Origin of the sequence: Klebsiella sp. C239 (assembly GCF_048822715.1) — a bacterium.
Taxonomy (GTDB): domain Bacteria; phylum Pseudomonadota; class Gammaproteobacteria; order Enterobacterales; family Enterobacteriaceae; genus Klebsiella; species Klebsiella quasipneumoniae.
The window spans coordinates 17,115-40,854 of record NZ_JBMEZK010000016.1; the positions used below are offsets into that span (position 1 = coordinate 17,115).

At 47.4% G+C, this 23,740-nt stretch carries 25 protein-coding genes and 4 pseudogenes; 27 read left to right on the forward strand and 2 right to left on the reverse strand.

The genetic code is table 11. The features are described from left to right. Positions 1 to 5 precede the first annotated feature (5 nt). The 14 genes from ACOI6Z_RS25435 to ACOI6Z_RS25500 all read left to right on the forward strand — a co-directional run bounded on the left by ACOI6Z_RS25435 (position 6) and on the right by ACOI6Z_RS25500 (position 13,035). Complete coding sequence (locus ACOI6Z_RS25435) at positions 6 to 1,061, forward strand: type IV secretion system protein (protein WP_000235886.1); 1,056 nt, start codon at positions 6 to 8, stop codon at positions 1,059 to 1,061. Positions 1,062 to 1,255: 194 nt separating this feature from the next. Beyond that, a complete protein-coding gene (locus ACOI6Z_RS25440) occupies positions 1,256 to 1,984 on the forward strand; it encodes a virB8 family protein (RefSeq protein WP_004199085.1) in 729 nt (242 codons plus the stop codon). A 5-nt stretch (positions 1,985 to 1,989) separates the two neighbouring features. Further along, positions 1,990 to 2,919 (forward strand): TrbG/VirB9 family P-type conjugative transfer protein, encoded by a 930-nt coding sequence (locus ACOI6Z_RS25445; RefSeq protein ID WP_000783386.1) that lies wholly within the window; start codon positions 1,990 to 1,992, stop codon positions 2,917 to 2,919. Next, positions 2,916 to 4,130 (forward strand): VirB10/TraB/TrbI family type IV secretion system protein, encoded by a 1,215-nt coding sequence (gene virB10 / locus ACOI6Z_RS25450; RefSeq protein WP_001295060.1) that lies wholly within the window; start codon positions 2,916 to 2,918, stop codon positions 4,128 to 4,130. The genes ACOI6Z_RS25445 and virB10 overlap by 4 nt, the downstream gene beginning before the upstream one ends. 1 nt (position 4,131) lies before the next feature. Next, on the forward strand, positions 4,132 to 4,329 hold the full coding sequence (locus tag ACOI6Z_RS25455; RefSeq protein ID WP_000629109.1) for a DNA-binding protein: 198 nt from the start codon (positions 4,132 to 4,134) through the stop codon (positions 4,327 to 4,329). Then, positions 4,326 to 5,360, forward strand: a complete 1,035-nt coding sequence (virB11, locus tag ACOI6Z_RS25460) for a P-type DNA transfer ATPase VirB11 (protein WP_000650512.1) — start codon at positions 4,326 to 4,328, stop codon at positions 5,358 to 5,360. Before ACOI6Z_RS25455 ends, virB11 begins: the two co-directional genes overlap by 4 nt. A 2-nt stretch (positions 5,361 to 5,362) precedes the next feature. After that, a complete protein-coding gene (locus tag ACOI6Z_RS25465; protein ID WP_000053822.1) occupies positions 5,363 to 7,198 on the forward strand; it encodes a type IV secretory system conjugative DNA transfer family protein in 1,836 nt (611 codons plus the stop codon). Then, a complete protein-coding gene (locus ACOI6Z_RS25470; protein ID WP_000738524.1) occupies positions 7,195 to 7,587 on the forward strand; it encodes a cag pathogenicity island Cag12 family protein in 393 nt (130 codons plus the stop codon). The genes ACOI6Z_RS25465 and ACOI6Z_RS25470 overlap by 4 nt, the downstream gene beginning before the upstream one ends. An 87-nt stretch (positions 7,588 to 7,674) precedes the next feature. After that, positions 7,675 to 7,989 carry a TrbM/KikA/MpfK family conjugal transfer protein gene (locus tag ACOI6Z_RS25475; RefSeq protein WP_000754496.1) on the forward strand — a complete coding sequence of 105 codons (315 nt, stop codon included), beginning with the start codon at positions 7,675 to 7,677 and terminating at the stop codon, positions 7,987 to 7,989. Between the two features lie 85 nt (positions 7,990 to 8,074). After that, positions 8,075 to 8,401: a hypothetical protein gene (locus tag ACOI6Z_RS25480; RefSeq protein ID WP_004208538.1), complete on the forward strand. Its 327-nt coding sequence runs from the start codon at positions 8,075 to 8,077 to the stop codon at positions 8,399 to 8,401. Then, positions 8,398 to 8,892 (forward strand): thermonuclease family protein, encoded by a 495-nt coding sequence (locus tag ACOI6Z_RS25485; RefSeq protein ID WP_001215543.1) that lies wholly within the window; start codon positions 8,398 to 8,400, stop codon positions 8,890 to 8,892. Before ACOI6Z_RS25480 ends, ACOI6Z_RS25485 begins: the two co-directional genes overlap by 4 nt. An 82-nt stretch (positions 8,893 to 8,974) precedes the next feature. Continuing rightward, positions 8,975 to 10,237 (forward strand): AAA family ATPase, encoded by a 1,263-nt coding sequence (locus ACOI6Z_RS25490; protein ID WP_000517490.1) that lies wholly within the window; start codon positions 8,975 to 8,977, stop codon positions 10,235 to 10,237. Positions 10,238 to 10,240: 3 nt separating this feature from the next. Next, positions 10,241 to 12,568 carry a type IA DNA topoisomerase gene (topB, locus tag ACOI6Z_RS25495; RefSeq protein ID WP_004199098.1) on the forward strand — a complete coding sequence of 776 codons (2,328 nt, stop codon included), beginning with the start codon at positions 10,241 to 10,243 and terminating at the stop codon, positions 12,566 to 12,568. Between the two features lie 11 nt (positions 12,569 to 12,579). Further along, complete coding sequence (locus tag ACOI6Z_RS25500) at positions 12,580 to 13,035, forward strand: H-NS family nucleoid-associated regulatory protein (RefSeq protein ID WP_001293458.1); 456 nt, start codon at positions 12,580 to 12,582, stop codon at positions 13,033 to 13,035. Positions 13,036 to 13,072: 37 nt separating this feature from the next. Here ACOI6Z_RS25500 and ACOI6Z_RS25505 read toward each other — a convergent pair whose 3' ends face one another. Continuing rightward, the gene (locus ACOI6Z_RS25505; protein WP_000351937.1) at positions 13,073 to 13,723 is read right to left on the reverse strand and encodes a YkgJ family cysteine cluster protein; all 651 of its coding nucleotides are present in this window, start codon (positions 13,721 to 13,723) and stop codon (positions 13,073 to 13,075) included. On the opposite strand from ACOI6Z_RS25505, the gene ACOI6Z_RS25510 reads away from it, so the two are divergent. From ACOI6Z_RS25510 to dqlB, 7 genes are all read left to right on the forward strand, one after another. Continuing rightward, the gene (locus ACOI6Z_RS25510; protein WP_032072053.1) at positions 13,713 to 13,979 is read left to right on the forward strand and encodes a hypothetical protein; all 267 of its coding nucleotides are present in this window, start codon (positions 13,713 to 13,715) and stop codon (positions 13,977 to 13,979) included. The genes ACOI6Z_RS25505 and ACOI6Z_RS25510 overlap by 11 nt on opposite strands. 16 nt (positions 13,980 to 13,995) lie before the next feature. After that, positions 13,996 to 14,175, forward strand: coding sequence for a hypothetical protein (locus ACOI6Z_RS25515; RefSeq protein WP_000136657.1), 180 nt, complete (start codon positions 13,996 to 13,998; stop codon positions 14,173 to 14,175). Then, the gene (locus tag ACOI6Z_RS25520; protein ID WP_000196235.1) at positions 14,172 to 14,993 is read left to right on the forward strand and encodes a SprT-like domain-containing protein; all 822 of its coding nucleotides are present in this window, start codon (positions 14,172 to 14,174) and stop codon (positions 14,991 to 14,993) included. Before ACOI6Z_RS25515 ends, ACOI6Z_RS25520 begins: the two co-directional genes overlap by 4 nt. 109 nt (positions 14,994 to 15,102) lie before the next feature. After that, positions 15,103 to 15,357: a hypothetical protein gene (locus ACOI6Z_RS25525; RefSeq protein ID WP_000510385.1), complete on the forward strand. Its 255-nt coding sequence runs from the start codon at positions 15,103 to 15,105 to the stop codon at positions 15,355 to 15,357. A gap of 17 nt (positions 15,358 to 15,374) precedes the next feature. After that, positions 15,375 to 15,650 (forward strand): hypothetical protein, encoded by a 276-nt coding sequence (locus tag ACOI6Z_RS25530; RefSeq protein WP_000557557.1) that lies wholly within the window; start codon positions 15,375 to 15,377, stop codon positions 15,648 to 15,650. Then, entirely contained in the window at positions 15,647 to 15,925 is a 279-nt protein-coding gene (locus tag ACOI6Z_RS25535) for a hypothetical protein (RefSeq protein WP_001093608.1), read from the forward strand. The genes ACOI6Z_RS25530 and ACOI6Z_RS25535 overlap by 4 nt, the downstream gene beginning before the upstream one ends. Before the next feature lie 804 nt (positions 15,926 to 16,729). Next, complete coding sequence (dqlB, locus tag ACOI6Z_RS25540) at positions 16,730 to 16,825, forward strand: DinQ-like type I toxin DqlB (RefSeq protein WP_000609145.1); 96 nt, start codon at positions 16,730 to 16,732, stop codon at positions 16,823 to 16,825. A gap of 251 nt (positions 16,826 to 17,076) precedes the next feature. Here the strand turns inward: dqlB and ACOI6Z_RS25545 are convergent. After that, positions 17,077 to 17,589, reverse strand: a pseudogene (locus ACOI6Z_RS25545) (Tn3 family transposase); the annotation flags it as partial. A gap of 143 nt (positions 17,590 to 17,732) precedes the next feature. On the opposite strand from ACOI6Z_RS25545, the pseudogene ACOI6Z_RS25550 reads away from it, so the two are divergent. The 6 genes and pseudogenes from ACOI6Z_RS25550 to ble all read left to right on the forward strand — a co-directional run bounded on the left by ACOI6Z_RS25550 (position 17,733) and on the right by ble (position 23,738). Next, positions 17,733 to 20,750: pseudogene (locus ACOI6Z_RS25550) on the forward strand (Tn3-like element IS3000 family transposase). A 234-nt stretch (positions 20,751 to 20,984) separates the two neighbouring features. After that, a pseudogene (locus ACOI6Z_RS25555) lies at positions 20,985 to 21,092 on the forward strand (helix-turn-helix domain-containing protein); the annotation flags it as partial. Positions 21,093 to 21,162: 70 nt separating this feature from the next. Further along, on the forward strand, positions 21,163 to 22,143 hold the full coding sequence (locus tag ACOI6Z_RS25560) for an IS5-like element IS5 family transposase (protein WP_000019402.1): 981 nt from the start codon (positions 21,163 to 21,165) through the stop codon (positions 22,141 to 22,143). Positions 22,144 to 22,273: 130 nt separating this feature from the next. Beyond that, positions 22,274 to 22,456: pseudogene (locus ACOI6Z_RS25565) on the forward strand (IS30 family transposase); the annotation flags it as partial. 100 nt (positions 22,457 to 22,556) lie between these two features. Beyond that, positions 22,557 to 23,369: a subclass B1 metallo-beta-lactamase NDM-1 gene (locus ACOI6Z_RS25570; protein ID WP_004201164.1), complete on the forward strand. Its 813-nt coding sequence runs from the start codon at positions 22,557 to 22,559 to the stop codon at positions 23,367 to 23,369. Positions 23,370 to 23,372: 3 nt separating this feature from the next. After that, positions 23,373 to 23,738 (forward strand): bleomycin binding protein Ble-MBL, encoded by a 366-nt coding sequence (ble, locus tag ACOI6Z_RS25575; protein WP_004201167.1) that lies wholly within the window; start codon positions 23,373 to 23,375, stop codon positions 23,736 to 23,738. Positions 23,739 to 23,740 lie beyond the last annotated feature (2 nt).

Here is a 23,740-nt window from a genome sequence, read left to right on the forward strand (position 1 = left end):
CCACTATGGCAACTTCTAGGTATTTCCAGGCCGCTCATGACGTTATTGTTAAAACTCTTGACCAGTCTTTGACTGGTCAGTTAGATAACTTTTCTTCAATAGCGTCTCAGTTGGGTAAGTATGGTATTTCCATTTATATATTGTGGTATGCTTATACCACAATAGTTGGGAAGCAAAAAACCGCAGTGCAGGATTTTTTATGGAATCTATGTCGATTCTGGTTAATTCTTGTTTTTGTCAAAAATATGGGGGGGTGGTTAGATAGTGCAACTCAGGCCATTGATGGGCTGAAGGAAACATTTGCAGGAGGTGATCCTTGGAAATGGGTTGACGAGCTTTGGGAGAAAGTTCAGCAGGTAGCTGCATATCTTATGTCCAAAGATACTTCGAAGTATGTGAAAACAGATGGGGCAATCGCATCTTTATTAACATATGCTGGAGGGATAATTGCATTATTGCTAACTTCAATAGTTTATCTCGCCGCCGAAGTTACTATTAAGATACTTACTATTACCGCGCCGTTGTTTATTATTTGTCTTTCATTTGGTTTTTTAAGGCAGATGTTTAATAGCTGGCTTCAGTTAATATTTAGCTCATGCTTCATATTCTTGTTTTGTGGACTGGCAATTAAAGCGGGAATGACGTTCCTTAATGGCATTCTGACAATCTCGATAGCTAACGCAGATGAATTAAATCTGATATCAACAGGTGCTCAGGCCGGGGTTGCAGGTGCATTTATGGCCTGGATTATCTGGCAAGCCAAAACCTATGCTTCCCAGCTCGCAGGGGTAGGTGTTGAAGGCGCGATGCAAGGGGCAGCCGCAATGGGGATTGGTGCTGGCGTGTTCGGCGCTTCCCGTATGGGGCGTAATCTGCTTGGTATGGGTAAAAATGCAGGGATTGGCGCATGGAAAGGCGTTCGCCGTCAGGATGGAGGGTTCAACCAGTCTCCTGGTGTATCCGGTAAGTTGGGGAATCTGACCGGGCAGGGCGTTAATATTGGCGCTAAGAGGCTTCGCCAGGCTGCGATAGATGCGGCGAAAAAGAAATATGGAGGTTAACCGATTTATTATTTAAATCTGTCAACTCTGAGTATTCCGCAGTAAATATTCACTCCTCTATTTAGGTTCTCACATTATGAAACTACTTATCACGGCTATCGTGACGCTTTGCCTTGTCGGATGCCAGGCGTCACATAAACAACCTCCGGTATCCGGAAAAAGCGAACCTGTTAATTCAGCAGAGGTAATGCGCAATGGGGTTTAAACTCTCAGGATTAAAACTTCCCGGTTTTAACAAGAAAAAAGAAGTAACAGACTCTTCAACTACTTTTGAAGAGAAAAATGTATTGATGCAGGAGAAAATGAACCGCATTTATAAATTCGGTGGTATTGCAGGAATTGCCGTAGGTGTGTTGTCTCTGCTGGCACTGAATGGAGCGCTACCGTTAAAGAGTACGGTTGTCGAAGCTTATCTTATTAATGGTGTCACTGGCGTTGCTGAAAGACTGACTTCTGTTAAAAAAGAAAACCTCTCTGAAAATGAAGCGCTGGCGAAATACTTCATTACTCAGTATGTGAAGCGTCGTGAAGGGTATAACTATTTCAGTCTCCAGCATGATTATGATTATGTTCTGTTATACAGCGCTGAGAATGTGGCGACGGATTACAACGCTTTAATCAACGGCAACCAGTCACCAAAGGTTATTTATAATAAAGCGGAAAAAACCGCATCTGTTCAGGATAATCCGTCCGTGATTATCAGTCCGTCATCCCGGCGCGATGATAAGGATATGGGAGCATATATCCGGTTTAAATTAACCATTCGAAATGTCGCGACAGGCCAGGATGATTATGAATACTGGAACGTCCGGTTGACCTACCGTATTGAACCACAGGTCGAAATGGCATCGGGTGACCGAAACAATAACCCGCTTAAATTCGTTGTAACGAGCTATGTACGCGATAAAGAAGTGAAAGGGTGAAAACTATGAAAATGAATAAAGGAGCGCTAATTGTGGCGCTTCTGTTGGTGTCGCACGTCTGCCATGCAGCCGTTACGCCAGCAGCCAGCCGTTTTGATCCCCGTAATCAGATTGTCAGTTATAACCCGCAAAACACGACAGTCATAAACAGTGCGGTTGGCTATACAACCACACTGGTATTTGACGAGGATGAAACGGTCATCAGTGCCAGAACCGGCTTTCCCCAGGGCTGGGAAGTGAACAAAGAAGATAACCTGGTGTATCTCGAAGTGAAGCCCGTCAAACAGACCGTACAGAAGAACAGTACCGATGACAATGGCAACCAGTCTTCAGAGGTGGTCAGTGTAGCCCTTGATCCTGAAAACGACCTGGAACGCTGGCGAACAAACCTGTTTGTTCGCACAACAAAACGTAATTACAGCATGGAGCTGAACGCCCGAACGTTCCGGCAGCCGGATAAGATCGCGTTTGTTGTTAATTACCAGTACCCGCAGGAACGCCGGAAGGAGCAAGCCGAAATCGAGAAGAAACGGATTGAGGCTCTTAACAAGCGGCAGGAGGAGCAGGCAATCAACCGTTCTCTTGAAAATGCGAAGTCGCCCAAGAACTGGGATTACTGGAAGCGGGTAGCTGACGGCAGCCAGTCAATCAGCCCGGATTATGCGTATGACGATGGCCGCTATACCTGGTTTGGCTTCAGCCCCCTGAAGAAAATCCCCAGCGTCTTTGTTATGAGCGGCGAACAGGAAACGCTGACTAACCCGGTAGTCAAAAACAGCGGTAGTTTCACCGTTGTTGGTGTTCCTGTAGACCAGCGCTTTGTTTTGCGTATGGGAAATCAGGTTGTTGGGGTTGAAAACCGGGGCTTTGGCAAAGTCCGTCTTCCGGCAGGAGATACCGTTTCCCCGAACGTTGAGAAAGAGGTGATCCAGTGAGCGAACAGGAAAATAAAATCCCGACCGCTGTAGAAATTGAACAGGCACTACGGGAACGGCATCAGAAAGAAATTGAGCAAAACGATAAAACGGATAAGGGAGATGAAGATGACGGTAAATCAGTAAAACGCCTGGGTATCGAGAAGCTTAAAAAATCGCGTAAGGGGCTGGTGATTATTGTGGCCGCTTTCCTTCTGCTGGCCGCCGGGGTGTCTGTCTACTATATCCCGTCGATTATTCGTGCAATGTCCAGCGGTGATGATAAGCCTGCCAGTAATGCGGTATCTACTGGTTCAGTAAAACGCGCGACAGGACTCAGCGATGATGTTGATCCATTCAACACCAGGGAAGAACCGGCTAAGACGGAAGAACGGAAGGAAAGCAGCGGCAAAGCGGAAACGCCACCGGAAAAAGTACAACAAAACTTCAGTCGTGCGCTGGATGTGGCCTATGGGGGGAGCAGCTCTGCTTCCTCAAATTCCGGTGGTAGCTCATCAACGGCCAGCAATACCAGGAACGAGGGGGACGGCAGTGACAAACAGGCAGAGGTTCAGCCTGTTAATGCAGGGCAACCCGCGCAGCTTTCTAAAATTACGCGCGTTCCTTATGACCCTAACCTTTTCATTCCTGAAAATACCGCGATTAAGTGCTCGCTGGACAGACGATTTATTTCTGATCTGGCTGGCAAGCTGGTCTGTACGATTAATGAGGACGTATACAGTGCAAACAGGAATGTAAAGCTAATTGAAAAGGGAACAGCCGCATATCTGATGTATAAAACGGGCACGTTCAATCATGGTCAGGGAGCCGTGTTTATCGCTGCTACGAAGCTTAGAACACGTAAGGAACCTTTCATTGATATTCCGCTGATTGATACACAGGCGGCGGGAGCGCTGGGTGAGGCCGGGGCTTCAGGCTGGATTGACACACATTTTGCAGATCGCTTTATGGGCGCGATGATGGTTGGCATGATCCCCGATGTGGCACAGGCCGCAAGTGGAGCGGCTAAAAGTAATAAAGACAATCAGACCGACTATACAGCTAACAGTCGCCAGGCTTTTGCTGATATAGCACGCGAAGCGTTTGCAAACAGCGTAAATATCCCTCCAACGCTTTATAAAAACCAGGGGGAAATCATTACTCTGATCGTTGGTCAGGATTTGGATTTCTCCAGCATCTACAAATTAAAAATGGTGGGTACCCGGAGGTAATTTGATAACGCTGGATATCAAAGAGTTTTCAATGCTGTTAGGAATAAGGGAAAGCGAAATATACCATCATATTCGTAAGGGCATACCAATAAATGGCGTTCCTTTCCCCAAACCACTGAAACAAATCAAAACGCATCGATTTAATTACGAAGAAGTCATGCGTTTTATTGAAGATCTTAAAGGAAAAGGTGAATTATGAAGGATGCAGAGAACAGACATATTGTTTATGAAATAATAGATGAATACTTCCACCACTGGCTTAATGAAGTCGATGGTTTAACTGAAATCGCGGTAAATCGGCCTGATGAACTGTTTGTTAAAGTGAGTGGGAAATGGCAGCAGCATGAATTAAAAATGGATTTTAAAGATTGTATGTCATTTGCAGGGGCAATTTCTGATTATCATGATGGTGGGTCGGTTACGCCAGAATATCCCTTACGTTCTGTTACGCTCCCCGGAGGGGAGCGTGTACAAATAGTTATTCCCCCGGCAACGGAACGGGAAACGGTGTCTATTACAATCCGTAAGCCGTCCAGTGTGTTTATCGACCATGATACCTTTGTTAAACAAGGGTTTTACTCAAGGCTAAATCAAGGGGGGAAATTCAGGGATAAAGAAGATGAATTATCTTCAATGTTTAAAGATAATTGTTTTGAACAATTTGTCCCTGAATGCCTGGTTAAGGGTAAAACGATGGTATTTTGTGCCGGAACGGGGGCGGGTAAAACCACCTTTGCAAATGCCTGTCTTCAGTACATACCCCATCATTTACGATGTATTTCAATTGAAGATACAGATGAAGCAAAGTTCAGGTTCCACAAAAATCATGTGAAATTGTATTACCCGTCAGAAGGGGAAAGTAGCACTGTCAGTTCCGCTTCTCTTTTACGTTCTGGTTTTCGTATGAACCCGGACAGAATCCTCATGACTGAGGTTCGCGGCGCGGAAGCCTGGGATTTTCTCAAAGGCTCAAGTTCCGGCCATGCAGGGAACCTTACAACCGTCCATGAGAGCACCCCTGAAGATGCTGTGCTTGGACTGGTTCAACGGTGCTATATGAACCCTGAATGTCAGAATTTGCCTTATAACATTATATTGCGGAGGGTGTTAAGCAACGTCGATGTGATTATGAGTATTAAGTACATCGATGAGGAAGATAACCGATTTGCATCGGGTATTTACTATCGTGATATTCATTTTCAGGAATACTTTGAAAAGCTGAAGGAGTGATTATGTCTCTGAAACTACCCGATAAAGGCCAGTGGGCTTTTATCGGTCTGGTTATGTGTCTTGTGACGTATTATACTGGCTCAGTTGCTGTTTACTTCCTGAACGGAAAAACGCCGCTTTATATATGGAAGAATTTTGATTCCATGCTGCTGTGGCGGATAATAACAGAGAGTAATATACGGACAGATATCAGGTTAACCGCAATCCCCTCTCTTTTATCAGGTATGGTTTCGTCTCTCATTGTGCCTGTTTTTATTATCTGGCAACTGAATAAAACGGATGTTGCTCTTTATGGTGACGCGAAGTTTGCCAGTGATAATGATTTAAGAAAATCGAAACTTCTGAAATGGGAGAAAGAAAACGATACTGATATTCTTGTAGGTGCATATAAAGGTAAATACCTGTGGTATACCGCACCAGATTTTGTATCACTTGGCGCAGGAACCCGCGCAGGTAAAGGGGCTGCAATAGGTATTCCAAACCTGCTGGTCAGGAAACATTCCCTGATTGCATTAGATCCAAAACAGGAACTGTGGAAAATCACCAGTAAGGTACGTGAAAAACTGCTGGGTAATAAGGTCTATCTTCTTGACCCTTTCAACAGTAAAACGCATCAGTTTAACCCGCTTTTCTATATTGATTTAAAAGAAGAGAGCGGGGCTAAAGACCTGCTGAAGCTGATTGAGATCCTGTTCCCGTCTTACGGTCTGACCGGAGCGGAAGCACACTTTAATAACCTCGCGGGGCAGTACTGGACGGGGCTGGCAAAATTGCTTCATTTCTTTATTAACTACGACCCCTCCTGGCTTGGTGAGTTCGGGCTTAAACCTGTTTTCTCAATTGGTTCTGTAGTCGATTTGTACAGCAACATCGACCGGGAGCTGATACTCAGTAAGCGAGAAGACCTGGAGGGAACAAAAGGACTTGATGAAAACGCGCTGTATCATCTGCGCGATGCCCTGACCAAAATCAGGGAGTATCACGAAACCGAAGACGAACAACGTTCGAGTATTGATGGTTCGTTTCGTAAGAAAATGAGTCTGTTTTATCTTCCGACTGTTCGCAAATGTACAGACGGCAATGATTTCGACCTTCGCCAGTTGCGCCGGGAAGATATCACTGTTTATGTTGGCGTTAATGCTGAAGATATGTCCCTGGCCTATGACTTCCTCAACCTGTTCTTTAACTTCGTTGTGGAAGTCACGTTACGAGAAAACCCTGACTTTGACCCGACACTGAAACATGACTGTCTGATGTTCCTGGATGAGTTTCCGTCTATTGGTTACATGCCAATCATTAAAAAAGGTTCGGGTTATATTGCCGGGTTTAAACTCAAACTTCTGACGATTTACCAGAATATCAGTCAGCTTAATGAAATCTATGGTGTTGAAGGTGCCAAAACGCTGATGAGTGCGCATCCCTGCCGGATTATCTACGCTGTCAGTGAAGAAGATGACGCTAAAAAGATTTCGGAAAAGCTGGGCTATATCACCACCAAATCGACAGGTTCAAGCAAGACAAGCGGACGCTCAACGTCGAAAAGCAGTTCAGAAAGTGAGGCGCAGCGCGCCCTTGTGCTCCCGCAGGAGCTGGGAACGCTGGATTTTAAAGAAGAATTTATCATTCTTAAAGGTGAAAACCCGGTTAAAGCTGAGAAAGCCCTCTACTTCCTCGACCCGTATTTTATGGACAGGCTGATGATGGTAAGCCCCAAACTTACCGAGTTAACCGCCTCTCTGAATAAGACTAAAAAAGTATTGGGTGTTAAAGGGCTTAAATATCCTTCTAAAGAAAAAATGCTCTCCGTCGGTGAGCTGGAGTCAGAGGTTTTACTATGAAAAAAATGTTAATGGTCAGTGTCCTTTTTCTCTCTGCCTGTTCCTCTCCGCCTGAACCACCACAGGTTGACTGGGAACAGAATCCTGAAACGGTGAATACACAATTAATGGACTGGCAACCGACATACTCAGTTATTAAATCAGACAAGGTTAATTCATCGTGGGTTAAGGTTATCCATAATTTCAGGCCTGAAAACCGCCTTTACGATGATGCTGTTTTTTATTCTGTTGCACATTCTGATTCAGTGATTGTTGAAACCAGTAACGGAACAGACTTTTTCACAGCTAAAAACTGGTTGAGGGCGAACGGTGCAAACGGTGTCATACAGTATCGTTATAAAATGAACTGTTTTTCTTGCCGGACTACCAGTGTTTATTTATCACGATAACGCCGGATTAATAAAATTCTTGTAATTTTATTGAGCCGGGGTTGAACAACCGCAGGGCGTTAGTTGCCCGTTATCCATGAGGTGTATATGAAAAAGACCGTAACCACGGCAGTGCTGCTTTGTGCGTTCGCTGCCGGAACTGCTCATGCTGAGGAAAAGGCCGACCCGAACGATCCATGTGCAATGGTGTTATGCCTTGCCGGAAAACTTGACGGAAGTAGTCCGGCAGAATGTGACCCGATGTATAAAAGTTTTATGTCAATCAGGAAAAAGAATAAACATGGTTTTTTACCCGATCACACGGCAGATGCCAGAAAGAAAAAACTAAATGAATGTCCTGCGGCTGATGCAGGTACAGTAAGTAAAATTATTTCAAGCTTTGGCCGATTGAAAAACTTTTAATTCTGTTTGATTTAATTCTGATGTGAATACGCAAGTTTCAGGTTTGAGACTGGAACTTGCGAACATTTTTTACAGGGGTGGGAGGATGAAAATTATTAACGTACCTGATGCAAGAAGTGTGAGAATTGCCGGAATTGAAATTATCGATAGTGTCAAATCGGTCGCTTCTGTTTTTACTGAAATTTTGTTGTTTATGGTCTGGTTTCCGGCAATTGTCTATGGGCTTTATCGTTTTGTTATCGTTTTGTGGGATGCTTCCTTAAAGCCGCAATCGCTCATTGAGTTTATTAATTTCATGGTTGAGTTATACAGCTATGTACTTCCTTCGTTGGCTGTTATCGCAGTGGCTTTAGTCGTCGTTTTATCCATTTTTAAAAGACTCTCAGCAATATGGGAGGGAAGAAAGCAATGAGACATTTTTTTAATGTTCTTTCCTTTGCTGTTGCCCTGTTGCCAGCTACATTGTGTGCTGCTCAGATTCAGGGGAAAGTTATTCGCGTTCTCGATGGAGATACCATCGAAGTTAAAACACTACCCGCGAAAATTGTTGTGTATGAAGTTCCGATTCGAGTCCGATTGATAAATATCGATGCACCGGAAAAAAAACAACCCTTTGGTCGCTGGTCAACCAATCAACTTAAAGCCCTGCTGGCAGGGCAATCAGTTACCGTCTCTTATACGCAAACAGATCGCTACGGGCGAGTCCTGGGACGAGTGGTGACAGCGAACGGCACTGAGGCTAACCGCCAGCAAGTGCTAAAAGGGGCTGCATGGGTTTATGACAGGTACAACACCGATAACTCATTACCGGCTCTGCAACGGGAAGCTCAGACACAGAAGCGCGGCCTGTGGGCTGACAGTAATCCCGTTCCTCCGTGGGAGTGGCGTCATAAACAAAACTGACGCGCTTCGCTTGTCCAACCCCTCCTCTGCCTGAAGAAAATCTTCAGGCAACGTCACGGTTTTTAATATACATGGTGCGCATATGGGTAAATTAACTCTGGTAGAGCAGGCTTTACGGCTCCATAAAGAATATTACGGTGAAGATAATTTTGGTACTGTCGTAAAGGATTGTGATTACTATCCTAAAGTGGCAGAGATTTTTATAAACAGAAAGAATCGTAAAATTTATTCGAATCTTGATATCGAACCCGTTGCTTCAACCGTCGTTCATACGGGAAGTAGCCCTGTTATGGCTAAAGCCGGGAGGATTAAAAAGCTTATGTTTAAAGATGGTTCGGGAGCATACCGGATTCATCTTGGTCAAAATGAAGTGGTTCATATTATTCGCTTCATTCTTAACTCTAAAGTCAGAATGGAGTACGCAGTTGGCACAACCAAAAGTATGTCGATGCTTCATAATCTTTGCGAAGCTGGACGCGCTAAATTAAACCGCTCTTTACCCCGTAAAGGTATCTGGAAAATCGGGTGTTACGACGGCGTTTATTATCACGGTAAGGCAAGGAAGGAAGAAATAGAAAACGCTTTACGTTTTTCTGTTCATCCAAAGTTTAATGAGCTGGAGAATGACTTTAATCAGTTCTTTTCGGATATTGATTTCTACACCCGTTATGGTCAGTCAGGAATGCGAAAAGTGCTTTTTACTGGTCCTCCGGGCACAGGGAAAACGACTATCGCAAAAGCTTTGGGGGCAAAATATCAGGATAAATATGTATTTGTTTATGCTGATGATTACTTTAAAGATGTTTGCTATGCCGCAGCTCAAAAGAAAATACCCGTTATCATAATAGCTGAAGAGGTTGATGAACTTTATCGGGCTGATGCCGGAACGTTAAGTTTTCTTGATGGGGCTGATACACCGCGAAATCTTGCCGGGACATATGTTATTTTTTCAACGAACTATCCTAACCGGATTGATCCGCGCATCAGAAAACGCCCTGGCAGAATTGACAGAATCATATCTGTAGGTGCTTTTCGGACTAAAGCCGCTGCCGCTTGTGCCAAAATGTACTTACCAGACGATATAAATATTGACCTTAAAGAACTTGGCGCGGTGCTGGACAGAACGACTCCTGCTGAAATAAAGGAGATAATAAATATTGCTATTGGCATGATTCGCGGAACAAAAAACGAATTAACAGTAGATGTAATCAAGAATGCGCGTGCCTTTTTGAAAGGAACCCTTGACCTTAGTGTGCAGGAGGCAGAAGAAGACATAGAGGAAAGGGAAGAAATCTTTAAAAAGAATGGTGCGCAGCCTGACTATTCAAGTTACCTTGAGGATTGATTAATGAGACTTTTTATTGCAGAAAAACCGTCTTTAGCAAAGGCTATTTTTGAAGGACTGGGCGGAAATCCCAATACAGAAAAGAAAAACGGCTATTTTGAACACGGTTCTGATGTCGTTACCTGGTGTTATGGTCATATGCTGGAGCTTTACGACCCACAGGATTATGACGACAAATATTCCAACTGGCGTTATAGTGATTTACCCATTAAAGCGGTTTATCCGCCAAAATATAAAATCAAGCCTGAATCAGAAGCACAGACCCGCATTATTTTGTCTCTTATCGATAAAGCCGACAGCATCGTTCATTCAGGCGACCCCGATGATGAAGGATGTTTGCTGGTTGATGAGATTCTGGGTTATGCCGGAAACAAGAAACCCGTCCAGCGACTGCTTGTTGCCGACCTCAACCTTGCGCCAGTGCAAAAATCACTGTCGAATTTACAACCTAACGATAAATTTCGCGGTATGACGTTAAGCGCCCTGGCGCGTTCCCTGTGCGATCAGGGTTTTGGCTATAACATGACGCGGGGATGTACATTAAAAGGCCGTGAGAAGGGCTATGACGGCGTTCTGAACGTTGGCCGGGTACAAAGTGCCGTTCTTGGTCTGGTGAACATGCGCACGCTGGCGAACCAGAATCACACAGAAAGCTTTTATTACGATGTATTCGCCAGTCTGTCGATGAACGGGCATCAGATTAAGGCGAAATATCAGACAACAGACGACGATCAGATAGACGAGAAAAAACGCCTGATCTCCGAAGCTCAGGCCGCGCATATTGCCGGACGTGTTACGGGTAAGGATGCTATTGTTACTATCGCGACGACAAAGCCGGAAAATAGCAAGCCTCCGCTTCCGCTTAACCTTTCCACGCTTCAGCAGCTCTGCGCAAAGCGATTTGGTTATTCTGCAAAAGATACGCTCGATGTGATGCAGGGGCTGTATGAAACTCACAAGCTTCTGACCTATCCACGTTCTGACAATCGCTATCTTTCAGATGAGCATTATTACCAGGCCGGAGATATTGCCACTGCTATAGCGGCCACCGTACCCGAACTGGCGTCTGCGATCGTAGATATGGATAAAGGCCAGAAACACAAAGCCTTTAATGCCAGTAAGATTGAGGCGCACCACGCCATCATCCCGACGACAAAAAGCGGAGCCGGTATTCAGCTTAATGAAAAAGAGCGGAACGTTTATAACCTGGTGTCCGTCTACTTTATCGGGCTGTTCTACCCGGATGCGATCCGCAACAAGACGAAAATCCACTTTGATATTAAGGGGGATACCTTTACGGCCACACAGAGCGTTCTGGTACAAAAGGGCTGGGAAGCGCTGGGTAAGGATAGTGATGACGAGGACGAAACCGAAGATGCCGGAACGGACGGTTTTGACCTTTCATTGCTGAAATTTAATGACAGCGGCCTGTGTGAATCGGCAGACGTGGACAAGAAAAAGACTACACCACCTCGCTATTTCACAGAGTCAACGTTACTGGCCGCCATGACGAGTGCGGCAAAATTCATTGATGATCCGGCTCTCAGAAAGGCGCTGGAAGCGAAAGACGAGGGCAGCAGTGATCGTGGCAGTATCGGAACGGAAGCCACCCGCGCGGGTATTCTTGAGAAACTGGCGGCAAATACCGGGCTTATCTCCATCGAAAAAGAAAAGGGGTATTCGGAGCTGGTATGGAAAACCACAAAACAAGGCCAGGAGTTTTGCGCTGCACTGCCTCCTGAAATCACTAAACCGGATATCTCCGCTCTGTGGGCTGAAAAGCAGTCTCAGATCAAAGCCGGAGAGCTGACAGTTGAGGAGTTTATTAAGGAAAATGATGAGTACGTCCAGGGGTTAATCGACGAGCTGGACAGGAACGGAATTTCGATTTCTTCAAATGCCACGCCCTGCCCGGTTTGTAACAACGGTTTCCTGCGTAAGCGTAAGGGGCAAAATGGCTTTTTCTGGGGATGCTCCTGCTACCCTGAATGCAAGACAACATTCCCGGACAAAGACGGCAAACCGGATATGGAAGCAAAATCCAGATCAGAAGGTTCCATGTCCCGGCTCGAAGCCCCCTGCCCTTCATGCAGTAAAGAAATTATTATCCGGCCTAAAGGCTTTTTCTGTTCCGGGTGCGAGTTTAAAATCTGGTCTGAAGTGTCAGGAAAAAAACTGACACAAAATCAGGTTGAGACATTAATCAAAAAAGGTAAAACCGGAGAGATTAAAGGCTTTACCAGTAATAAAACCGGGAAAAAGTTTGACGCTGCAATTGTTTTGCAGGATAAAACTACGGGTAAACTTGGGTTTCAGTTCAGTAAAAAATAAGGATTAACTCGATGAGTGAAAATGAAACGTTTGACGCAACAAAAAAGCTACTCCTGAATATTCGCTCTGTTCGTGTTTTTGCGCGAGAAACCAGCTTTGAACAACTGCTGGAAATGCAGGAAAAGCTTAACGCCGTGATCGAAGAACGTCGTGAAGAAGCAGAGCGTGAGGCAGCAGAACGCGCAGAGCGCGAAAGAAAGCGCCAGGAACTGCTCCAGTTGATTGCCGGAGAAGGTTTTTCACCGGAAGAACTGCTTGGCCTGTCCGAAGATGCGCAAAAAACACGCAAAAAGACGTTGCCAAAAGCGCCGCCTAAATATCAGTTTGATGAAAACGGCGAAACGAAATACTGGTCTGGTCGTGGCCGGACACCAAAACCAATCGACGAAGCGTTAAAAGCTGGCCGTTCTCTTGATGAGTTTCTCATCAAAAAAGATGCTTCCAGCACTGCTGGTGACGAACAGTAATCTAACAAGCCTCTGACACTGCGTCAGAGGCTTTTTTTTAGCAAAAAGGGCGCGGGGGGTTATGGTGAAGAAATCTTTGGATATCTTCGCGGGGATAAGGGAAGTAGTCTCTGATATCTTTGGTTTCTAACTTACCAGTGCAGTGATACGTCTGAAAATAGATCCACTCTGCTATTGTTTTGTAGATGTGATTTCCCATGTTCGCGCTTTGAGAACCATACTGCATGACTTGTGCATCCAGGTCATTACACATCTCCGGCGGAGTGAGTACATGATATGTCCTGCATAACAGCGGGCGGTAATTGTAGATTGAGCATGTTCCCTTCTCAGACAAAAACGGACATTTTGACTCATGCCCGGTCGTAAGCGGGTTGTCTCTGGCAGTAAGTTTACTTGCTTGTGCAATATGTGTTGCCTCAAGCGCGGTTAAATGAACATCCATTTTACAGCACGAAGAGCACCCCTTTTGACAGGAGGTAAACGTGCTCACAAATTCTTTGTTAAAACGATCCAAAAAGGCGTACATCTGTTTTAACTTGAGGTAAATATTACCGGATTGAGTATTGAGTTTATTTATGAGTGCCTTTAACTCATCGAAATACTTATCAGGTACGGGTTTCAGATTGGTATAGCCGGGTAATGTTTCGCCTGGCTCCAGGTGGATCACTGAGTTAGGTTTGATATCCATTGCTTTTGCTTCCTATATTCTTCTCGCGCTGGTTGTTCATTTGACACTAAAACAAGCGTCATACAATGGCAAGGTGTCAAGCCCAGCAGTAAATCACGCTTGCCAGCAAACCAGTTTCCTGCAGCCGGTTTGGCCGTTGATTTTTGCCAGCAATATTACCCGCTCGATGCCCGCCCTGGGCGTGAAATTGCCAGCAAAAAAGATTGCCGCTATCAAAGGTGTGGTTTATATTATCTGTATCGTACGATACAGATAATGGAGAAGCTTAATAGATGACTGAAAAAATCACTGACGAGGAACTGGCAGATTTGTTGGAGGCGCTCAAAAGAGCACATGGTATGGGCGTTTGTTCAAAGGCGGTTAAGCTGGCACAGCGTTGCGCTGATGTGTTCCCTGCTATTGTTGCAGAGTTACAGGAATATCGGAACGCCGCTAAGCGAACTTCAGCATGACAAGAGCCACGGAACGCGCTTACAGCGAGCTACAACAGGCGTTTGATTTCTATAACCAGCGCCTTTTTGACGGCGAACTCCCTGACTGTCTGATTACGTTCCAGCGCGGCAAGAACACAATGGGCTATTTCAGTTACAGGCGCTTTGTTGCTGCTGACGGCAGCGGCAGGATGATTGATGAAATCGCCCTCAATCCTGAATACTTCCCGGTGTACCCGCTTATTGAAGTCATGCAAACGCTGGTTCATGAGCAGTGCCATATGTGGCAGTACCACTACGGCAACCCGTCGCGTAAGACGTACCACAATGCGCAGTGGGCGGCAAAAATGGAAAGTATCGGACTTATGCCCTCCTCCACCGGGAGACCTGGTGGTGCGAAAGTCGGCCAGAAGATTAATGACTATCCGATCCCTGGTGGCCGCTTCCAGCGCGTCACACTGGAACTGTTCCAGGGGCAATTTGCTTTGAGCTGGTTTGATCGCTTCCCTGTCCAGGTCGAACAACAAAAAGATATGACCGCCGTAATAGAGCAATGGCGCGAAACGCTTGCTCTGGCGCATCAAAATGCTGAGGCCGGGATTGATATAGAAGCGGTGCTTTCTATGGCTCTGCTGCCGTCAGTGTCACCGCAGAACGGGAGCCATTCAGATGATATGGCCGGGAGCAATGACAATGATTTGTCAGTTGCAGCATTTGAGGACAAGCCAAAACGAAATAAAGTTAAATATCAGTGTCGCGGGTGTGGCGCTGCCGTGTGGGGCAAAGCCGGACTGAATATTGAATGCGGCGATTGCGAGCTGGCTTTCATCGAAAATTAATTGCCAGCAAATTTTCCCGGTCACATCTGTTGGCCAGTGTTTTTTGCCAGCAAAGTTTCTTCCCGGGTTCGCGCCGGCAGCGCAAAAATGACAGCAAAAGAGGGGTATCATGGGGCATTACACAATCAGAACGAATGACGACGAAGATCAGGCCATTAAAAAGGCGCAGGAAGCGACCGGACAGGCATCAGCCAGCAAAACCTTTATGACGGCTATCCTTGAGCTTCAGCGTAACAGAGACGAGATGGCGCAGCTACGGCGTGAACTGGCGCAGGAAAAAGCGCGGAGTCAGGAGCTGGTATCATCGGTAAAACAATTCCGTTCCAGCCTGAACAATCTGTTTGATCTGGCTGACAACCCTTAAATAACAAGGAGCGAAACGTGCATACCACAAATGCGATTATCCTGTGCCTGGTGTCATATCCCTGCATCGTTGCATGGGTTATCTATAAAAACAGATTTGTCGATTACTTGTTTTTAACTCTGCTTGCTTGTTTGGGGAGCATTTTTTCAGTCGTATTGTATAAACAGCCCGACTACTCATTGACCATATATCAGGCCGTTGCTGTCGGCTATGCTGCCGTGATCATGCCAACGGTGTTAGTTTTGAGTGTCGTTAATATCTTCATGGGAAAAGCAGAGAGAACGTGCAAATGAATACACTGGCTGCACTGGAAAATACGTTTCGTGATATGAGAAAGCATGGCTGCCAAACAGTCATGGTCACGCAGTCTTTAGCTGATTTTGGCCGCTACAGCTATAAACCGCGCCCTGCATTTCAGGACTGGATCGAACGGCTGAAGACTGGCGAACGTCTGCCGCGAGGCCGTTACTTTGTTGGCAAGAAGCCTGGTGGCCGCCTGGTGCTCATTGATGAATTGGGGGGAACATGGACAGAAAAAGTAACAGTGATTCATACCAACGCTGGATGATAGAGAAGGCTGACAAAAGGGAAAGGACGCAAATCAGTATGTCGTTCGTAAAGATGAAGGACGTACTTTTTAACGTGCTGGCTATCGGTACTGTTTTAGCAGCCCTGGTGGTGATCTTTTATGAAGTGCAAAGCAGCTTATAAATTGATGGCCGTTGACAATGAATGTCATACTACCTGACCGGGCAATGCCGGAAGATTTCTTTCACGGGTGATGGTTTGTGATCCCGGCATTGTTCCGGCGCTCTCTCGTAAATTCTCGCGCCCAATCCCCCTCGCAAAACCTCAGAATTCACGTAACGCACCGCGATTTCGGCAACCATCAACCCTAACGTCCTTATGTTGTTGGGTTTGCCGCAGAACAATTTATTCATTTAAAATAGATTTAAACGAAGCGGGAAACCGCAGACGTAAAAAAACCGACTGGTGAGGTCGGCTTTTTTACGGTTCCGGTGCGAGCTGGTAACTCAGCCCGGAAGGGAAACTCTCTACAACTGACAATAGTATGATAATCCGTGAAGCCTGATTATGCAATATGACGGGCAGTGACTGTGCGTTAACGGTTTGCCTGAACGTTAGATAAACGTATAATCAGAGGGTTAGCTCTGTGGTGAGTCTCTCCCTGCATTCCGCTAAATGCGGCATGAACAGGTTCAAAGTCCTGACAGGTAATACAGGTGGTGCTGGTTATCTGTGCTCTGGCAGGAGTGAGACTCTCTACAACTGACAAGACGAAGAGAAGCCGTGGTGACAGGCAGTGTAAGAGCAAGCCACGGTGTCTTTACTCCATTTATGGAGAAAACGGATGATTAACCTGTTAATCATCGTTCTGAGGGCGGTAGCGGCGCTTGCAAACGCGCTGATTGCCATTCTGGAACTGATCCGCCAGTTCATCGACTAATGAACACGGAAACGTAATTAAGGCCGGAGGAACACCACCTCCGGCCTTTAATAAAAATATAGTTTAGTTACAACATTCACTAGTCTGTACTAACCACCACACACCTGACCTTCTGCGCACAAGTTACCTTTAATCACTCCTAAACAGGCATTTCATGAAACTCCCCTGTTCTTGCATCGGTAACAGGGGTCTGACGCTCAGTGGAACGAAAACTCACGTTAAGCAACGTTTTCTGCCTCTGACGCCTCTTTTAATGGTCTCAGATGTCCTTTGGTCACCAGTTCTGCCAGCGTGAAGGAATAATGGCCGAGCATATTGATATGTCCGTGGCAAAGCGGGGAGAGGCGTGCGATATCTTCATCATTCAGTGTTTCACCCTGCGCCCGGAGATGATCCAGGGCTGCCTGCATATAAATAGTGTTCCATAACACGACGGCGTTAGTGACCAGCCCCAGTGTGCCCAGTTGATCTTCCTGACCGTCGGTATATCGTTTTCTTATCTCACCTTTTTGACCGTGACAGATGGCTCTGGCAACGGCATGGCGACTTTCTCCCCGATTAAGCTGGGTCAGAATGCGCCGGCGGTAATCTTCATCATCAATATAATTAAGCAGATACAGCGTTTTGTTGATGCGCCCCACTTCAATGATTGCCTGAGTCAGTCCGGAAGGACGTTCACTTTTCAGCAATGAACGGACCAGCACTGAAACCTGTACTTTGCCCAGCTTCAGGGAGCCAGCGGTCCGGATCATTTCGTCCCACTGAGGGGTTCTAGGGATTTTCCGTCCAAAAACGACAAAGTGCTCTGGAGGCCCCGCCGTCTGTGGCCTCCAGAGGGGTATTACTTTTTTCGAGATCCCTATTTGGGCTCTGTTTGAGTAAGATTTAGTCTTTTTGGGCTAAATCCATGGCATTCGAAGAACGTGTCCAAATCTTGTCCGAGGCAGAACAAGATGAGTTATATGGACCCCCCGCTTTCACCTCCGCCGACCAACGCTTCTTTTTCTCGCTGAACGATAAGGAACTGGCGATCGCTAAAAGCCTCCGTCATCGGGGCCAGCGTTACATGCTGGTGGTACTGCTGGGCTATTTCAAAGCCAAGCCGGTGGTGCTGAATCCCGGCTTTCATCAGATCAAGCAGGACCTCAAATACGTTTATCAAACCGTTCTACCAGGCCCAGGCTGTAGACCCTTTAATCTCACGCCAAAAGAGAACGAACGGATTTACCAACGTGTTTTCCAGCTCTGCAACTACCAGCGCTGAAATGTCAAAGACCATGGAGCGGCGTTGAGAGATTACTTATCCCAGCAAGCCAGAGCCTGGACAGCGCCTAGGCACCTCTTCGATGCGGCCAATGAATATTGTTCGGGGCAGAAGATCGCAATCCCTGCCTACAGCACGCTGCAAAAGATCATCAGTCAGGTGGTGGGAGACGAACAGGAACACATGGCCGCGCACCTTGAGCGTGCAATGTCACGCGGTCTTAAGCAAGCACTGGCGGAGCTCGTGAACGGCACAGGTCCACTGCCGTTCCGACAGTTGCGACAATCGGCTCGTAACTTCACCGGAACCGAGTTGGAGAAAGAACTGATTGTCTATCGCCATATCCAGCATTGGATGCCGGAAGTGGATCTGCTGTTGAGCACGCTATCACTGTCGCAGAAAAATCTGCAACACCTGGCAGAGAAAGTCGACTACTACGGTGCCAAACTGAAACGTCAAACCGTAGGCAGCCAATGGCTGTATTTATTGTGCTATCTTCAAACGCGATGGCAGCAAGCGCTGGAACGTATTGCCGATGGCTTTGTGCATCATGTCAGACAGACCAAACAGAAGGCAAAGGATTATGCGCAGGAAGCGGTGTTTAAGGATTGGCAAAAAGCAGCTAAAAATGTCAGCAAGGCAGCTGAAGTACTGCACCTGTTCATTGATGACAGCATTGATCTGCAACTACCGTTTGCAACAGTAAGACAGCAAGCACTGAGCCTGCTGACCAAAAGGGATCTGGAATCTGTATGTCTCTTCCTGAACGAGCAGCGACGATCGGTCGATGAAGCCATGTGGCAGTACTGCGACGAGAAAGAAAGTCTGCGGAAAGGTTTGCTGCGAGAGTTGTTCCTATGTCTGCGCTTCGAAGGCTGCGACGGCACCCAGCACTTAGCGGCCGCCTTGGCGAAAACACAAAACGAACTCAACGGCCAGGACGCTCAGTTGCAAACTGCCGACACCAGACTCCTTTCCAAAAAATCACGTGAATTCCTGCTGGATGGTGAAGGGAATATCCTGATCGATCGTTATGAGTGGTTCCTCTATCAACAGATTCCTGATCGCCTGAATGGCCAGCTGACGCTGCCTGATATCACTAAATACCGGGCACTCGACGCCGACCTGATCGACGGGGAACATTGGCGAAAAAACAAATATACGCTGCTTCAACAGAGCCATTTTACAAAATTAGCGGAGGAGCCTGAAAAGCTGATCAAACAGATGGCCATGGAATTGGATACCCGTTTGTACGAAGTCGGCGAATATCTTGAACAGGAAGACAACCGGAATATCATCTTGCGTAATCCGCAGGGTAAACGCTTCTGGCGCCTGCCTTCGGCCAGCAAACATCATCTGGTCAACAATCCCTTCTTCCAGCAAATTCCCACAACGGGGATTGCGGATGTACTGCGCATGGTTGATCGTGACACCGGTTTCATTGACTGCTTCGCTCATGTGCTGGGTTCCCAATCCAGAAGCCGTTCCCATGAATATGACCTGTTGGCAATTCTGGTCGGCAATGCAACCAATCAAGGCATTTACGGCATGGCACAGATCTCTGATCGTACCTATGATCAGCTCAGCACTATCCAGGCGAACTATCTTCGCCTGGAAACATTGAATGCTGCTAACGACAACATCAATAACGCGACAGCCAAGCTACCCATCTTCCGGTACTACAACATCCAGGAAGATGTGATCCACGCCAGTGCCGATGGTCAAAAGTTCGAAGCCCGGCGCGAGACCTTCAAAACCCGTTATTCGTCGAAGTACTTTGGCACTCAAAAAGGTGTTTCTGCCATGACCTTGATCGCCAATCACGCTGCGATCAACGCCAGAGTGATCGGCGCCAACGAACATGAATCGCACTACATCTTTGATTTGTTGATGAGCAATACGTCAGACATCATTCCGGATGTGCTCTCAACCGATACCCATGGGGTGAACCATGTGAACTTCGCGTTACTGGATCTGTTCGGATACCAGTTTGCCCCACGCTATGCCCAGGTTGGCAAAGTGATCAATGACATGTTTGATGTCAAGGAAGACAAAGAACACCGAATTCAGCTGTGCTTAAAAAAGCCAATCAATACCCATCGTATTGCGCAGCACTGGGATACCATCCAACGGATTGCAGTATCACTTAAGCAGCGGAAAACAACGCAAGCCACCTTGGTGAGAAAGCTCTCGGAGTACAAGCGCAATCACCCGCTGCTGGAAGCCCTGACGGAATACAATCGCCTGGTGAAAGCGAATTATCTACTGTGCTACATCGATGATGCCAGTTTAAGAAACTATGTTCAGCGCGCGCTGAACCGGGGAGAGGCCTATCACCAACTGCGTCGGGCCGTGAGCAGCGTCAATGGGGATCAGTTCCGGGGCAGTTCAGACGAAGAAATCCAGCTATGGAATGAGTGCGCTCGCCTGGTCACCAATGCCATCGTTTACTTCAACTCCAGGATACTCAGCCAGCTGTTGACCAGCTTCGAATACCAAGGAGATACCAAGAGAATAGATATCGTCAAACAGGCATCCCCTGTGGCCTGGCACAACATTAACCTCAAGGGGACTTACCACTTCGAATTGAGCGAAAAATTGCCAGATCTGGAGGAGCTTATGCGCTCAATCGAGGGATATTTACCCGTCAGCGAAAAGTAATACCCCTCTGGAGGCCACGGACGGCGCGGCCTCCAGAGCACTTTGTCGTTTTTGGACGGAAAATCCCTAGAACCCCATTATCTAAAAATACTTAATTGTCTTTTAACGTCGCTAAATTTTAAATAAATAAGTGAAGAGTGTTAGTGGAGCCACTGATTTAAAGTTGGCAGAGTAAAACTTGAAGTGCGACATAAACCACCTAATTAATTTAAAGGGTTTATGGAGTATATAAAATTGTCATACCATCATCTTAACTTTGAAGATCGTACTGCATTAATGCTTGAGTCAAGAAAAGAAGGCTTTTCAGCCAGAAAATTTGCTGAACTCATTAAAAGACATCCTAGGGAAGGTGCGAACAAGTCCCTGATATGAGATCATGTTTGTCATCTGGAGCCATGGAACAGGGTTCATCATGAGTCATCAACTTACCTTCGCCGACAGTGAATTCAGCAGTAAGCGCCGTCAGACCAGAAAAGAGATTTTCTTGTCCCGCATGGAGCAGATTCTGCCATGGCAAAACATGGTGGAAGTCATCGAGCCGTTTTACCCCAAGGCTGGTAATGGCCGGCGACCTTATCCGCTGGAAACCATGCTACGCATTCACTGCATGCAGCATTGGTACAACCTGAGCGATGGCGCGATGGAAGATGCTCTGTACGAAATCGCCTCCATGCGTCTGTTTGCCCGGTTATCCCTGGATAGCGCCTTGCCTGACCGCACCACCATCATGAATTTCCGCCACCTGCTGGAGCAGCATCAACTGGCCCGCCAATTGTTCAAGACCATCAATCGCTGGCTGGCCGAAGCAGGCGTCATGATGACTCAAGGCACCTTGGTCGATGCCACCATCATTGAGGCACCCAGCTCGACCAAGAACAAAGAGCAGCAACGCGATCCGGAGATGCATCAGACCAAGAAAGGCAATCAATGGCACTTTGGCATGAAGGCCCACATTGGTGTCGATGCCAAGAGTGGCCTGACCCACAGCCTAGTCACCACCGCGGCCAACGAGCATGACCTCAATCAGCTGGGTAATCTGCTGCATGGAGAGGAGCAATTTGTCTCAGCCGATGCCGGCTACCAAGGGGCGCCACAGCGCGAGGAGCTGGCCGAGGTGGATGTGGACTGGCTGATCGCCGAGCGCCCCGGCAAGGTAAGAACCTTGAAACAGCATCCACGCAAGAACAAAACGGCCATCAACATCGAATACATGAAAGCCAGCATCCGGGCCAAGGTGGAGCACCCATTTCGCATCATCAAGCGACAGTTCGGCTTCGTGAAAGCCAGATACAAGGGGTTGCTGAAAAACGATAACCAACTGGCGATGTTATTCACGCTGGCCAACCTGTTTCGGGCGGACCAAATGATACGTCAGTGGGAGAGATCTCACTAAAAACTGGGGATAACGCCTTAAATGGCGAAGAAACGGTCTAAATAGGCTGATTCAAGGCATTTACGAGAGAAAAAATCGGCTCAAACATGAAGAAATGAAATGACTGAGTCAGCCGAGAAGAATTTCCCCGCTTATTCGCACCTTCCCTAAAGGGATTGATTTAAATCAGGCAGATCAGCATTATTTAAATCAAGTTGCCATGTCACTGAATACTCGTCCTAGAAAGGCGTTAGATTGGCTTACACCATTAGAGAAATTTGCTCAGCTTGTTGATTATCATATGGCTTTTGAAACTGTCGCACCTCATGTTTGAATTCGCCCCATATTTTTGCTACAGTGAACCAAATTAAGATCATCTATTTACTAGGCCTCGCATTTGCGGGGTTTTTAATGCTGAATAAAAGGAAAACTTGATGGAATTGCCCAATATTATGCACCCGGTCGCGAAGCTGAGCACCGCATTAGCCGCTGCATTGATGCTGAGCGGGTGCATGCCCGGTGAAATCCGCCCGACGATTGGCCAGCAAATGGAAACTGGCGACCAACGGTTTGGCGATCTGGTTTTCCGCCAGCTCGCACCGAATGTCTGGCAGCACACTTCCTATCTCGACATGCCGGGTTTCGGGGCAGTCGCTTCCAACGGTTTGATCGTCAGGGATGGCGGCCGCGTGCTGGTGGTCGATACCGCCTGGACCGATGACCAGACCGCCCAGATCCTCAACTGGATCAAGCAGGAGATCAACCTGCCGGTCGCGCTGGCGGTGGTGACTCACGCGCATCAGGACAAGATGGGCGGTATGGACGCGCTGCATGCGGCGGGGATTGCGACTTATGCCAATGCGTTGTCGAACCAGCTTGCCCCGCAAGAGGGGATGGTTGCGGCGCAACACAGCCTGACTTTCGCCGCCAATGGCTGGGTCGAACCAGCAACCGCGCCCAACTTTGGCCCGCTCAAGGTATTTTACCCCGGCCCCGGCCACACCAGTGACAATATCACCGTTGGGATCGACGGCACCGACATCGCTTTTGGTGGCTGCCTGATCAAGGACAGCAAGGCCAAGTCGCTCGGCAATCTCGGTGATGCCGACACTGAGCACTACGCCGCGTCAGCGCGCGCGTTTGGTGCGGCGTTCCCCAAGGCCAGCATGATCGTGATGAGCCATTCCGCCCCCGATAGCCGCGCCGCAATCACTCATACGGCCCGCATGGCCGACAAGCTGCGCTGAGCCATGGCTGACCACGTCACCCCCAATCTGCCATCGCGCGATTTCGATGTGACAGAGGCGTTTTATGCGAAGCTGGGCTTTGCGACGAGTTGGAAGGATCGCGGCTGGATGATCCTGCAGCGCGGCGGTTTGCAGCTCGAATTCTTCCCCTATCCTGACCTCGACCCAGCTACGAGCTCGTTCGGCTGTTGCCTGCGGTTGGATGATCTCGATGCCATGGTGGCATTGGTGAACGCGGCGGGAGCCGAGGAAAAAAGCACCGGCTGGCCGCGCTTCAAAGCTCCGCAACTGGAGGCGAGCGGCCTGAGGATCGGCTACCTGATCGATCCCGACTGCACGCTGGTGCGGCTGATCCAGAACCCCGACTGACC